Here is a 13,793-nt window from a genome sequence, read left to right on the forward strand (position 1 = left end):
GGGGCGCCCCGTGAGCAACATCCCGGAGACGGGCCGGACCCAGCGGGTCCAGATCCGGCTCATCATCATCCAGGTCCTCGTCTTCTCCCTGCTGCTGACGCTCGGCGGCCGCCTCTGGTACCTCCAGATCCGCAACGGCCAGGAGTACACCGACGAGGCGAAGAACAACCACGTCCAGCAGGTCGTCCAGCCCGCGGTCCGCGGCTCGATCCTCGACGCGCGGGGAGTGCCCCTCGCCGACAACGAGACCCGCCTGGTCGTCTCCGCCGACCGCACCGATCTGATGAAGATGGACGACGACGGCAAGGGCGTCCTGACCCGCCTCGCCGATGTGCTCGGCATGAAGCCGAAGGACGTCTTCGACAAGATCCGGCTCTGCGACGCGAAGACCCCGCAGCCCTGCTGGAACGGTTCGCCGTACCAGCCGATCCCGGTCACCGACGAGGCCACCACCCAGCAGGCCCTCCAGATCCGCGAACGTGCCGAGGACTTCCCCGGCATCACCGCCGAACCCACCGCCGTACGCCGCTACGCCGCACCCGGCAAGGCCAACACCGCCCAGGTCCTCGGCTACCTCTCGCCCGTCACCGACGAAGAGATCACCAAGGCCAAGGACACCGACTCGCCGTACCTCCGCTCCGACCAGGTCGGCCGCTCCGGCCTGGAGCGTACGTACGACAAGGAACTGCGCGGCAAGGCCGGCGTCACCCGCTACGAGGTCGACAACCTCGGCCGGGTCATCGGCCAGGCGAAGGACGACAAGGCCGAGCCCGGATCGAGCGTTGTCACCTCCATCGACGCCCGGGTCCAGGCCGTCGCGGAGTACGAGCTGAACGACGCGATGAAGGTCGCCCGCACCCAGTTCGACAAGAACACCAACGAGAACTACAAGGCGGATTCCGGCGCCGTCGTCGTGATGGAAGCCAAGACCGGCCGCGTCGTCGCGATGGCCTCCCTGCCCGACTACGACCCCAACGCCTGGGTCGGCGGCATCTCGGGCAAGGACTACGCCCGGATGACCAGCAAGAAGTCCAACTATCCGCTGCTCAACCGGGGCATCCAGGGTCAGGCCGCTCCGGGCTCGATCTTCAAGGTCGTCTCGACCGCGGCCTCCATCCAGGCGGGCTACCCGTTCGACGGCCACTACACCTGCGGCAGCTCGTACACGGCCGAGGGCCACACCTACCAGAACTTCGAATCGCAGAGCCACGGCCCCATCACCCTGGGCCAGGCACTCGAGGTCTCCTGCGACACCGTCTTCTACGCCCTCGGCTACCAGCAGTGGCAGAAGGACGGCGGGATGAAGCCGAAGAAGAACGCCAAGGACTGGTTCTTCAAGACCGCCCACCAGTTCGGCCTCGGCAAGGAGACCGGCATCGACCTCCCCAACGAGGTCACCGGCCGCGTCCCCGACCGCCAGTGGAAGAAGGACTTCTGGAAGGCCAACAAGGACACGTGGTGCGAACAGGCCAAGAAGTGGCCCAAGAAGAAGGACTTCAACACCGTGCTCGCCCACGAGAACTGCCTCGAAGGCATGAAGCTGCACGCCTATGACTCGATCAACTACTCGATCGGTCAGGGCGACACCCTCGTCACCCCGATCCAGATGGCGACCATCTACGCCGCCATCAGCAACGGCGGCACGCTCTACGACCCGACCGTCGGCAAGGCGATCGTCAGCCCCGACGGCAAGCACGTCAGCATGATCGGGCCCAAGTCCCACGGCAAGCTGCCGGTCAGCGCCAAGACCCTGAAGGAGATGGAGGGGGCGCTGGCGGGCGTCGCGACCCGCGGTACCGCCGCCTGGAGGTTCGGCGGCTGGCCGCAGGACAAGATCCCGATGCACGCCAAGACGGGCACGGCCGAGGTCTACGGCAAGCAGACGACCTCGTGGTTCGCGACGTACACCAAGGACTACTCGATCGTCATGACGATCTCCCAGGGTGGTACGGGCTCCGGCGCCTCCGGGCCTGCCGTCCGCAACATCTACGACGCGCTCTACGGACTCGACGACTCCGGCAAGCAGGATCTCAAGAAGGCGCTGCTGCCCACCCCGCAGAAGTCCCTGCCCAAGATCCAGCACGACGGCTCGATCGACTCCCCGACGATCAAGCCCTACGACCCGGACTCGCAGAAGGTCCCGGCGGAGCAGACACTCGCCGCGGTGCTCGGGAGGCGTGACTGATGTCCGGCTTCTCCGTCTCCCGGTACGCCCCCAAGCGTTCCGCCTGGGGCCGGCTCACCGCCCGCGACTCGGTCGTGCGCCGGCTCGACTGGCCGCTCCTCGGCTCCGCCATCGCGCTCTCCCTCATCGGCTCCGCCCTGGTCTACTCCGCGACCCGCGGCCGCGACGCCCTCACCCACGGGGACCCGTACTACTTCCTGCTCCGGCACGCACTCAACACCGGCATCGGATTCGCCCTGATGGTCGGCACGATCTGGCTCGGCCACCGCACCCTGCGCGGCGCCGTCCCGATCCTCTACGGCCTCTCGGTGCTCCTGGTCCTCGCCGTACTCACCCCGCTCGGCGCCACCGTCAACGGCGCCCACGCCTGGATCATCATCGGTGGCGGCTTCTCCCTGCAGCCGTCCGAATTCACCAAGATCACCATCATCCTCGTCATGGCGATGGTCCTCGCCGCCCGCGTCGACGCGGGCGACCAGGTGCACCCCGACCACCGGACCGTCGCCAAGGCGCTGGGCCTCGCGCTCCTCCCCATGGTGATCGTCATGGGAATGCCGGACCTCGGCTCCGTCATGGTCATGGCCGTCATCGTGCTCGGCGTGCTCCTCGCCTCCGGGGCGTCGAACCGCTGGATCTTCGGCCTCCTCGGCGCCGGCGTGGCCGGAGCCGTCGCCGTCTGGCAGCTCGGTCTGCTCGACGACTACCAGATCGCCCGCTTCGCCGCCTTCGCCAACCCGGCACTCGACCCGGCGGGCGTCGGTTACAACACCAACCAGGCCCGCATCGCGATCGGCTCCGGCGGACTCACCGGCACCGGCCTCTTCCAGGGCACCCAGACCACCGGTCAGTTCGTCCCCGAGCAGCAGACCGACTTCGTCTTCACCGTCGCGGGCGAAGAACTCGGCTTCCTCGGCGCCGGACTGATCCTCGTCCTCCTCGGCATCGTCCTGTGGCGCGCCTGCCGGATCGCCCGCGAGACCACCGAGCTGTACGGCACGATCGTCGCCGCCGGAATCATCGCCTGGTTCGCCTTCCAGGCGTTCGAGAACATCGGCATGACGCTCGGCATCATGCCCGTCGCCGGACTCCCCCTGCCGTTCGTGTCGTACGGAGGGTCGTCCATGTTCGCCGTCTGGGTGGCCATCGGACTGCTCCAGTCGATCAGGATGCAGCGGCCGATAACGGCCTGAGCAGGTGACCCATCCGCCGGGCCCCCTGCCGGGCGGCGGCAAACGCGTCTAGATTCGGTGCATGGCGGACTCGAAGCGCGAAATCGAGCGGAAGTACGAAGCCACCGTCGACACCCGGCTCCCCGAGCTCACCCGGGTGGCCGGGGTCGCGGCCGTGGACCACTGCGGCGTCATGGAACTCGACGCCGTCTACTACGACACCGAGGACCAGCGGCTCGCCGCCGACTCCCTCACCCTGCGTCGCCGCACCGGCGGCGACGACGCGGGCTGGCACGTCAAATTCCCCGTCGCCCATGGAATCCGTGACGAGATCCGGGCCCCGCTCTCCGACACCCTCCCGCGCAGCCTCGCCGCGCTCCTGCGCTCCCGGGTCAGGGAGACGGAACTCGTCCCCGTCGTCCGACTGCATTCCTCGCGCGACGTCCACCATCTGCTCGGCCCCGACGGGTCGCTCCTCGCCGAACTCAGTGTCGACGAGGTCCGGGCCGTTCGGCTCGCGGGCGGCAGCGGCACAGCGGCCTGGACCGAGATCGAGGTCGAACTCGCCGACGACGGTGACCCCGCCTTCCTCGACGCCGTCGAACACCGGCTCCGCAAGGCCGGCGTGAAGCCGTCCGCATCGGCCTCCAAACTGGCCCGGGCTCTCGCCGAGACAGCCCCGAGAGACAAGACGGTCCCGAAGAAGCAGCGCACCGCGAAGAAGACCGCACCACGGCCCCGGACGGCGGGCGACCACGTCATGGACTACGTGCGCGACCAGATCACCGCCGTCGTCGCCCTCGACCCCGCCGTACGCCGCGACCTCCCCGACTCCGTGCACCAGATGCGGGTCGCCACCCGCAGACTGCGCAGCGCCTTCAGGACGTACCGGAAGATCCTCGACCGCACCGTCACCGACCCCGTCGGCGACGAACTGAAATGGCTGGCGGCAGAGCTCGGAATCGACCGCGACCAGGAGGTCCTCGACGAACGCCTGCGCGCCCGGATCGCCGAGCTGCCCCGCACCCTGGTTCTCGGCCCCGTCCGCAGCCGGCTCCGGATCTGGTCCGTGGCCCGGCGGGCCGGCTCCCGTCGCCGGACCGTCGGCGTACTCGACGGCAAGCGCTACCTGGCTCTCCTGGAAAGCCTCGACGCACTCCAGGCCGCGCCGCCGCTGCTGCCCGCCGCGGCCCACGCCCCCGAGGACGCACTGCCCCGCGCCGTGCTGCGGGACTACGAGCGCCTCGCCACCCGTATCGGCCACGCCCTGGAACTCCGGCCCGGTCCCGACCGCGACCTCGCCATGCACGACGCCCGCAAGGCGGCGAAACGCGCCCGGTACGCGGGGGAGGCGGCGACCGTCGCGCTGGGCCGCCCCGCCAAGAAGTTCGCCCGGCGGATGAAGGCCGTACAGACCGTGCTCGGCGACCACCAGGACAGCGTCGTCGCCCGCGACGCCCTGCGCACACTGGCCGCCCAGGCGCACGCCGCGGGGGAGACCGCATTCACTTGGGGACTGCTGTACGGGCACGAGGAGGCGACCGCCGCCGCCCGCGAGCAGGAGCTTCCCGAGGTATGGGAACGGGCGTCCCGGCCGAAATTGCGGGCGGCGCTGGAAGGCTGAGCACCGGGGTACGCTGGATGGTCACCCCTGCCGGCTCTCGAAAGTTCGCGATGTCTGTCGAATCGGTCTTCCCACAGCTCGAAGCTCTGCTCCCGCATGTGCAGAAGCCCATCCAGTACGTCGGCGGTGAGCTGAACTCCACCGTCAAGCCGTGGGACGAGTGTGACGTCCGCTGGGCTCTGATGTACCCGGACGCGTACGAGGTCGGACTGCCCAACCAGGGCGTCATGATCCTGTACGAGGTACTCAACGAGCGCGACGGCGTCATGGCCGAGCGCACGTACAGCGTCTGGCCGGACCTCGAAGAGCTGATGCGCGAGCACAAGGTCCCGCAGTTCACCGTGGACAGCCACCGCCCGGTGAAGGCGTTCGACGTCTTCGGGCTGAGCTTCTCCACCGAGCTCGGCTACACCAACATGCTCACCGCCCTGGACCTCGCGGGCATCCCCCTCGACGCCCGGGACCGCGGCCTCGACGACCCGATCGTGCTCGCGGGCGGCCACGCCGCCTTCAACCCCGAGCCGATCGCGGAGTTCATCGACTGCGCGGTCATCGGCGACGGCGAGCAGGCGGTCCTGGAGATCACCGAGATCATCCGCGGCTGGAAGGCCGAAGGCCGCCCCGGTGGGCGCGAGGAGGTGCTGTTCCGGCTCGCGAAGACCGGCGGCGTCTACGTGCCGAGGTTCTACGACGTCGAGTACCTCCCGGACGGCCGCATCGGCCGCGTCGTGCCGAACAAGTCGGGCGTGCCGTGGCGGGTCTCCAAGCACACCGTGATGGACCTCGACGAGTGGCCGTACCCGAAGCAGCCCCTCGTCCCCCTCGCCGAGACCGTCCACGAGCGGATGTCCGTCGAGATCTTCCGCGGCTGCACCCGCGGCTGCCGTTTCTGCCAGGCCGGCATGATCACGCGCCCCGTGCGGGAGCGAAGCATCACCGGCATCGGCGAAATGGTCGAGAAGGGTCTCAAGGCGACCGGCTTCGAGGAGGTCGGCCTGCTGTCCCTGTCCTCCGCGGACCACAGTGAGATCGGCGACATCGCCAAGGGTCTCGCCGACCGGTACACCGAGGACAAGATCGGCCTCTCGCTGCCCTCCACCCGCGTCGACGCGTTCAACGTGGACCTGGCCAACGAGCTGACCCGCAACGGCCGCCGCTCGGGCCTCACGTTCGCCCCCGAGGGCGGCTCCGAGCGCATGCGCAAGGTCATCAACAAGATGGTCTCGGAAGAGGACCTCATCCGGACCGTCGCCACCGCGTACGGCAACGGCTGGCGCCAGGTGAAGCTGTACTTCATGTGCGGCCTGCCCACCGAGACCGACGAGGACGTCCTCCAGATCGGCGACATGGCGGTCAACGTGATCGCCAAGGGCCGCGAGGTCTCCGGGCAGAACGACATCCGCTGCACCGTCTCCATCGGTGGCTTCGTACCCAAGCCGCACACCCCGTTCCAGTGGGCCCCGCAGCTCAGTGCCGAGGAGACCGACGCCCGCCTGGAGAAGCTGCGCGACAAGATCCGCGGCGACAAGAAGTACGGCCGCTCGATCGGATTCCGGTACCACGACGGCAAGCCCGGCATCGTCGAGGGCCTGCTCTCGCGCGGCGACCGTCGCATCGGTTCCGTCATCCGCGCCGTCTACGAGGCCGGCGGCCGTTTCGACGGCTGGCGCGAGCACTTCTCGTACGACCGCTGGATGGCGTGTGCCGAGAAGACGCTTCCCGGGTTCGGGGTGGACGTCGACTGGTACACCACCCGTGAGCGCACCTACGAGGAGGTCCTGCCCTGGGACCACCTGGACTCCGGTCTCGACAAGGACTGGCTCTGGGAGGACTGGCAGGACTCGCTCGACGAGACCGAGGTCGAGGACTGCCGCTGGACCCCGTGCTTCGACTGCGGCGTGTGTCCGCAGATGGACACGTCCATCCAGATCGGGCCGACCGGCAAGAAGTTGCTGCCGCTGGCGGTCAAGAACGCCGCGCCTGCTCCCAGCGGGCACGCGCACTGAGGCGAGCGAGGCACTCGGTCGGGTGAGTCATGCCCTGGCGGGGGCGAGTGAGGCCGAGAGGGTGGCCGGGTGCGACGGCAGCCCTGGGCACCGGGATCCGCCGCGGGGGTACGGCCGAGGCCACATCCTCGCCAAGTCCCGTGCCTGCTCGACGACTTGCACAGCACTCAGCGCCGAGCGCGCAGACCGCATGGCCCCGGACGGCACGGTTCGGGTGACAGCTCGATGACGAAGACCCGGCCCGGGAAACCCTGGGCCGGGTCTTCGCGTCCTGTCCGGCATGGACCAGGAGAATCAGCCCCGCGCGTACGGCAACCATCAGGCGCCTGCGCACTACGAGTCCGGCGACGGCTGTCTGACCACGCTCATCAGGATTCCGGTACGGATCGTGGTGCTCGTGATCGTCCTGCCCGTACGGATGGTCTGGGACGCGCTCGTCGCCACCTCCCGCGCCGCCGACCGGATGCTGCTGCGCCCCGTGGGCCGGGCGCTGACGTGGCTGTGCCAGGTCCTCGTGGTGATCCCGCTGGTCCGGCTGTACGAGTCGGTCCTCACTCCGCTGGGGCACGGACTGCGGTGGCTGGCCGCCGTGGTCGGCCGGGGCCTGCGGTGGCTGGGCGCGGCCGTCCTCGTGTGGCCGTGGGTGGCGCTGTGGCGGTACGCGGTCGTGCCCGTGGTCCGATACGGCATCGTCGCGCCGGCGGTGTGGCTCTACGCGTCGGTCCTCATCCCGGTCGGGCACGGGCTGCGCCGGGTGTACCGCGTACTGCTCGTCCCCGCCGGACGGGGCGTCGCCACCGCGATCGGCCGGCTGCTCACCGCTCTCTTCGTGTGGCCGGTGGTCGGCGTGTGGCGGTACGTCCTGGTCCCGCTCGCGCTCACCCTCGGCCGGCTCGCGGAGTACCTGATCGTCGCGCCGCTGGCCTGGACGTACCGGGAACTGCTCACCCCGCTCGGCCACGGCATCGCCTGGCTGGCCGGCGTGGTGGCGCGCGGCCTCGTCGCGGCGGCCCGGGGGCTGGGCACAGCCGTCGCCTGGCTGGTCGTGACGGTCCTCGTCACCCCCGTGGGGTGGATCCGGCGGCGGGTCCTCGCCCCGGTCGGCCGGGAGATCGCCACCGCGATCGGTGTCGCCTGGCGCATTGCCGGACACGTCTCGCGGGCCGTCGGCCGCGCTCTCGCCCGGCTGGCGTGGTATCTCATCGGCGCCCCGGTGGCCTGGACCTACCGGACGGTGTGCACACCCGTCGGACACTTCGTACGCGACATGGTCTGGGCCCCGGCCGCACGCGCCGCCGTCGAGGCGGGACGCGCGGCCCGCGATGCCCTGCGCACCGCACGCGAGACCGTGCGCCAGGCCCGCCGCGACGCATGGCGGGCGCTGGTCGGCCGGGGCCCGGTCCCCGAGCCCCGGGAACCGGTGGCCCCCCTTGCGCGTACTCTGGGTAGTACAACGACTGTGCCCAGCGCGGCGCCCGAACCAGAGATCTCCCTGCGAAAGCAGGGGTGAGCCGGACCGGACACCCCCGGGCCACCCGTATTTCGAGGGCGGCGTGCCACCGCGTCCGCTCCGCACCGAGGAGAAGAACCACTGGGCAAGCGACAGCCCGAAGGCCCGCCGCCCGCACCGGCAGTGCAGCGCATCCGACTGCGCTACACCAAGCGCGGCCGCCTCCGGTTCACCAGCCACCGCGACTTCCAGCGCGCCTTCGAGCGGGCGCTGCGCCGCGCCGAGGTGCCCATGGCCTACTCGGCGGGGTTCACCCCGCATCCCAAGGTGTCGTACGCCAATGCCGCACCCACCGGCACGGGCAGCGAGGCCGAGTTCCTGGAGATCGCCCTCGCCGAACGTCGGGATCCCGACACGTTGCGCGACCTGCTCGACGCGTCGCTCCCGGACGGCCTCGACATCACCGACGCCGTGGAGGCCCGCACCTCGGGTCTCGCCGATCGGCTGACTGCCTCCGTCTGGGAGATGCGGCTCGACGGGGTCCCGTTCGAGGACGTCGAGAAGGCCGTCGCCGGTTTCCTCGGCGCCGAGAGCGTCGAGGTCCAGCGCCGCACGAAGAACGGCATGCGGACCTTCGACGCCCGCGCCGCTGTCGCGGACCTGGAAGCCGTCGATCCCCGGGCTGATAGGCCGGAGGACAAGCCCTGTGCGATACTGCGGCTGGTTGTTCGGCACGTGACACCTGCCGTGCGACCTGACGACGTCCTGTCCGGTCTCCGCGTTGTGGCCGACCTGGCGCCGCCGGTCCCCGCAGCGGTGACCAGGCTGGCGCAGGGGCTCTTCGACGAGGAGTCCGGCACGGTGACCGACCCGCTCGCGCCCGACCGCGAGGCAGCCCCGACCGTGCTACCCACGGCCACCGGGACCGCCGTCGCGACGGCGCCGGAAGGTGCAGGTTCCGCGTAAGGCGGTCGTTGTAGCGCAGTCCTCGGACTCGGGAGCCACCTGGGTCGGGCAGCGCGCTGACCCATAAGACTTTCGCCAGGCCGTGCGTACATCGCGTACGGAACCGGCGAGCCAGACATTCAGCTCCCGTGCGGCGCCCGCGCCCCGGACGGCGGTACCGCGTTTTCCATGCGGACCGTGCCGGACCGGAATCAGGCGTGGCGCCCGGGAGCGTGACGGGAGAACCGCCCGCATGCTCGAACCGAACGAGCCCGGCACGACCGGGAACGCCGAAGAGAACAACACCCCCGGGGACAAGCTGCCGCCGCGCCGCAGGCGCCGTGCCGCCTCCCGCCCGGCCGGTCCGCCGTCGGGCGCCGCCGGCTCGGAGGCTGCGGCGCCGGCCATACCGGCCGTTGACGCCGCAGTGTCCGACACCACCGTCGCCGCCGACGAGGCGGAGGCCGCACCGCCGGCACGTACGCGTCGCCGTGCGGTCCGCAAGGCGACCGCCCCCGCGGGTGCGCCGGAGGCCGCCGAGGTCGTGGAGACCTCCACGAGCGCTGCCCCCGCAGAGGCTGCGGAGGCCGCCCCGGTCGAAGAGACCGCTGAGGCCGCTGAGGCGCCGCGTGCGCGTCGCCGGGCGACCCGTAAGGCGACCGCTCCGGCGGGTACGCCGAAGGCCGAGAAGACCGCCGAGGTCGCCGAGACCGAGGCCGCCCCGGTCGAAGAGACCCCTGAGACCGCTGAGGCGCCGCGTGCGCGTCGCCGGGCGTCCCGCAAGGCCACCGCTCCGGCAGGTGCTCCGCCGGCCGCCGAGGCCGTGGAGGTCGTCGAGCCCACCCCGGCCGTCGAGACCGAGGCGCCCGAGCAGCCCGCCGTCGCCGAGCCCGTCGTGGCCGAGGCGCCCCGCCGTACCCGCCGCCGGGCATCCGCTCCGGCCGGTACGCCGCAGACCACGCCGGCCGACACCGGGACCGGTGAGACCGTGGAGGCCGCACCGGTCGCCGAGGCCGCTGAGCCGGAGGCCCCGCGCGGCCGTCGTCGGGCGGTCCGTAAGGCGACCGCTCCGGCGGGTGCGCCGCAGGCCGCCGAGGCCGTTGCCCCTGCCGAGATCGTCACCGAGACCCCGGTCGAGGCCGCTGCCGCCGAGGAGCCGGCCGCCGAGCCCGAGGAGGCGGCCGAGGGCGCCGCGCCGCGTGGCCGTCAGCGCCGTCGGGCCACCGCCGCCGCGGGCAGGCCGGAGTTCACCGGAAAGGTCGAGGAGCCCGCCCGTAAGAGCCGTCGCGCGACGCGCCCGGCCGTGGCCGTCTTCCAGGCGCCGGTCTTCGCCGAGCCGATGTTCCAGACCCCGGAGACCGCCGCAGCCGCGGCTGCGGCCGCCGGCACCCCCTCGCGTTACGACGAGGCCGAGGAAGAGATCGAGACGGTCGAGGAGACCGCCGTGACCGAGGAGGCCGCTGCCGAGGCGGCCCCCGTCGCCGAGGCCGCGCCGCAGGGCGGCTCCCGTCGGCGTCGCCGCCGTCGTGGCGAGGCCGCCGAGACCGAGCCGGTCGCCGAGCGGACGCCCGCGCCCGCCGCCCCGGTCGAGGAGCCGGCCGAGGACGAGCACGAGCTGGAGGCCGAAGGCGAGGCCGAGCACGAGGGCGAGGAGTCGGACGAGTACGGGGACCGGCCCTCGCGCCGTCGCCGTCGCGGTGGCCGTCGCCGTCGCCGCGGTGAGTCGACCGAGGGCGAAGAAGCCGCGGAGCAGCACGCCGACGAGCACGCCGCCGACACGTCCGAGGAAGAGCACGAGGCCGACGAGGAGGAGGAAGAGGACCACGAGCTGTCCGCTTCCGGCTCCAGCAGCAGCCGTCGCCGGCGTCGTCGCCGTCGTCGCAGCGGTGACGCCTCGCCCGAGGCCGAAGCCGGTACGGACGACCCGGAGCGTACGGTCGTCAAGGTCCGTGAGCCCCGGAAGAAGGAAGCCGAGCGCGAGCCCGGCACCGGCTTCGACGAGGTCCAGTCCATCAAGGGCTCGACCCGTATGGAGGCGAAGAAGCAGCGTCGCCGCGAAGGCCGTGAGCAGGGGCGCCGGCGCGTCCCGATCATCACGGAGGCGGAGTTCCTGGCCCGCCGCGAGGCCGTCGAGCGCGTGATGGTCGTCCGTCAGAACGGCGAGCGCACCCAGATCGGCGTCCTCGAGGACAACGTGCTCGTCGAGCACTACGTCAACAAGGAGCAGGCCACCAGCTACGTCGGCAACGTCTACCTGGGCAAGGTGCAGAACGTACTGCCGTCCATGGAGGCTGCCTTCGTGGACATCGGCAAGGGCCGCAACGCCGTCCTGTACGCCGGTGAGGTCAACTTCGAGGCGCTCGGCATGGCCCATGGGCCGCGTCGGATCGAGACCGCGCTGAAGTCCGGCCAGTCCGTCCTCGTCCAGGTGACGAAGGACCCGATCGGCCACAAGGGCGCCCGTCTGACCAGCCAGGTCTCGCTGCCCGGCCGTTACCTGGTCTATGTGCCCGAGGGCTCGATGACCGGTATCAGCCGCAAGCTGCCCGACACGGAGCGCGCCCGGCTGAAGACCATCCTCAAGAAGATCGTCCCCGAGGACGCGGGCGTCATCGTGCGCACCGCCGCCGAGGGTGCGAGCGAGGACGAGCTGCGCCGCGATGTCGAGCGGCTGCAGCAGCAGTGGGAGGACATCCAGAAGAAGTCGAAGAGCAACGGCAGCGCCAACGCGCCGACGCTGCTCTACGGCGAGCCGGACATGACGGTCCGAGTCGTCCGCGACATCTTCAACGAGGACTTCTCGAAGGTCATCGTCAGCGGTGACGACGCGTGGGAGACCATCCACGGTTACGTCGCACACGTTGCCCCCGACCTGACGGACCGTCTGTCGAGGTGGACCTCCGAGGTCGACATCTTCGCGACCTACCGGATCGACGAGCAGTTGATGAAGGCGCTGGACCGCAAGGTCTGGCTGCCCAGCGGCGGTTCGCTGGTGATCGACAAGACCGAGGCGATGGTCGTCGTCGACGTCAACACCGGCAAGTTCACCGGTCAGGGCGGCAACCTCGAGGAGACCGTCACCAGGAACAACCTGGAGGCGGCCGAGGAGATCGTGCGCCAGCTGCGGCTGCGCGACCTCGGCGGCATCGTCGTCATCGACTTCATCGACATGGTCCTGGAGTCCAACCGGGATCTGGTGCTGCGGCGTCTGCTGGAGTGCCTGGGTCGCGACCGTACGAAGCACCAGGTCGCCGAGGTCACCTCGCTGGGCCTGGTCCAGATGACCCGCAAGCGGGTGGGCCAGGGTCTGCTGGAGTCCTTCTCCGAGACCTGTGTCCACTGCAACGGGCGCGGCGTGATCGTGCACATGGAGCAGCCGACCACGGTCGGTGGCGGCGGCAACGGCAAGCGTGCGAAGAAGCGCGGCCGCGGTGGCGTCGGTGAGCAGCCCGAGGCTCTCGTCGAGCACGAGCACGAGCACGTTGAGGCCGAGGTGGAGACCGAGGCCGAGGTGGCTGCCGAGGTCGCCGCTCCGGTGGCACTTCCCGAGCCGGAGTTCGTACCGGACGAGGAGCTGTACAGCAGCCCGGCCGAGGCCGAGGCGGCCGCTTCGCGCGGCCGTGGCCGTCGGCGCGCGACCCGCAAGGCAACGGCCCCGGCCGGCGCCCCGAGGACGGCGCCCGAGCCCACCCCGGTCGTGGAGCCGGAGCCGGTGACCGAGCCCGTGCCGGTTGTCGAGGCCCCGGTGGCCGAGGCTCCGCAGGGCCGTACGCGCCGTCGGGCGACCCGCAAGGCGACCGCTCCGGCGGGCTCGCCGGCCGCGGCCGGCGAGCCGGTCGAGGCGCCGCTGCCCGTAGCGGACGTGGTTGCTGCCGAGGCCGTGGTGGTCGAGGCCCCGGTGGCCGAGGCCGCACCCGAGGAGGTGGCCGCCCCGCCGCGTGCCCGGCGCCGGGTGACCCGCAAGGTCACCGCCCCCGCGGGCTCGCCCGCAGGTGCGGACGGTGCGGAGGTCGTCGTGGTGACGGGCTCCACCGAGCCGAAGCCCGAGGCCGCACCGGCCCCGGCCGACGCCACCGCCGTTGCCCCGGAAGCCGCGGAGACCGCGGAGGCCGAGGCCCCGGCGAAGAAGACGGCCCGCAAGACCGCCAAGAAGGCCACCGCCAAGAAGGCAGCCACCAAGAAGACGGCTGCCAAGAAGACCGTCGCGAAGAAGACGACGGCCAAGAAGGCGGCGGCGAAGAAGACGGCGGCGGCGGAGCAGTAGTCGCCGCAGGCTTTGCAGAGGTCGGGCCCGACCAGGCCCGACCTCTGCAGCAGCGGACGCATCCGGACCGGCCCGTACGAGTGGCCGGTCGGCATGCGTCCGGTGCACCTGCCGCACCCGCCCCGGTCCTCGGAGACTGCGCGGGACCGG

Annotated in this window: 7 protein-coding genes; all 7 read left to right on the top strand. The window is 71.2% G+C overall.

What is annotated here, in order from left to right; all coding sequences use genetic code 11:
• The first annotated feature begins 10 nt into the window (after positions 1 to 10).
• The 7 genes from mrdA to OHA88_RS30110 all read left to right on the top strand — a co-directional run bounded on the left by mrdA (position 11) and on the right by OHA88_RS30110 (position 13,643).
• On the top strand, positions 11 to 2,185 hold the full coding sequence (gene mrdA, locus OHA88_RS30080) for a penicillin-binding protein 2 (protein ID WP_328627817.1): 2,175 nt from the start codon (positions 11 to 13) through the stop codon (positions 2,183 to 2,185).
• On the top strand, positions 2,185 to 3,375 hold the full coding sequence (gene rodA / locus OHA88_RS30085; RefSeq protein WP_267005206.1) for a rod shape-determining protein RodA: 1,191 nt from the start codon (positions 2,185 to 2,187) through the stop codon (positions 3,373 to 3,375). The genes mrdA and rodA overlap by 1 nt, the downstream gene beginning before the upstream one ends.
• A 61-nt stretch (positions 3,376 to 3,436) precedes the next feature.
• Entirely contained in the window at positions 3,437 to 4,978 is a 1,542-nt protein-coding gene (locus OHA88_RS30090; RefSeq protein WP_328627818.1) for a CYTH and CHAD domain-containing protein, read from the top strand.
• A gap of 50 nt (positions 4,979 to 5,028) precedes the next feature.
• Positions 5,029 to 6,984: a TIGR03960 family B12-binding radical SAM protein gene (locus OHA88_RS30095; protein ID WP_326603708.1), complete on the top strand. Its 1,956-nt coding sequence runs from the start codon at positions 5,029 to 5,031 to the stop codon at positions 6,982 to 6,984.
• Positions 6,985 to 7,264: 280 nt separating this feature from the next.
• Positions 7,265 to 8,494, top strand: coding sequence for a hypothetical protein (locus OHA88_RS30100; protein ID WP_328627819.1), 1,230 nt, complete (start codon positions 7,265 to 7,267; stop codon positions 8,492 to 8,494).
• Positions 8,495 to 8,617: 123 nt separating this feature from the next.
• Positions 8,618 to 9,400, top strand: coding sequence for a TIGR03936 family radical SAM-associated protein (locus tag OHA88_RS30105; protein ID WP_328627820.1), 783 nt, complete (start codon positions 8,618 to 8,620; stop codon positions 9,398 to 9,400).
• Positions 9,401 to 9,632: 232 nt separating this feature from the next.
• Positions 9,633 to 13,643, top strand: coding sequence for an Rne/Rng family ribonuclease (locus OHA88_RS30110; RefSeq protein WP_328627821.1), 4,011 nt, complete (start codon positions 9,633 to 9,635; stop codon positions 13,641 to 13,643).
• Positions 13,644 to 13,793 lie beyond the last annotated feature (150 nt).

Source organism: Streptomyces sp. NBC_00353, assembly GCF_036108815.1.
Lineage (GTDB): Bacteria > Actinomycetota > Actinomycetes > Streptomycetales > Streptomycetaceae > Streptomyces.

Excerpts from the sequence above, each read along its gene's own strand:
- OHA88_RS30090 (WP_328627818.1), top strand. The coding sequence starts at position 3,437 with ATGGCGGACTCGAAGCGCGAAATCGAGCGGAAGTACGAAGCCACCGTC.
- rodA (WP_267005206.1), top strand. The coding sequence starts at position 2,185 with ATGTCCGGCTTCTCCGTCTCCCGGTACGCCCCCAAGCGTTCCGCCTGG.
- OHA88_RS30095 (WP_326603708.1), top strand. The coding sequence starts at position 5,029 with ATGTCTGTCGAATCGGTCTTCCCACAGCTCGAAGCTCTGCTCCCGCAT.
- OHA88_RS30110 (WP_328627821.1), top strand. The coding sequence starts at position 9,633 with ATGCTCGAACCGAACGAGCCCGGCACGACCGGGAACGCCGAAGAGAAC.
- OHA88_RS30100 (WP_328627819.1), top strand. The coding sequence starts at position 7,265 with ATGGACCAGGAGAATCAGCCCCGCGCGTACGGCAACCATCAGGCGCCT.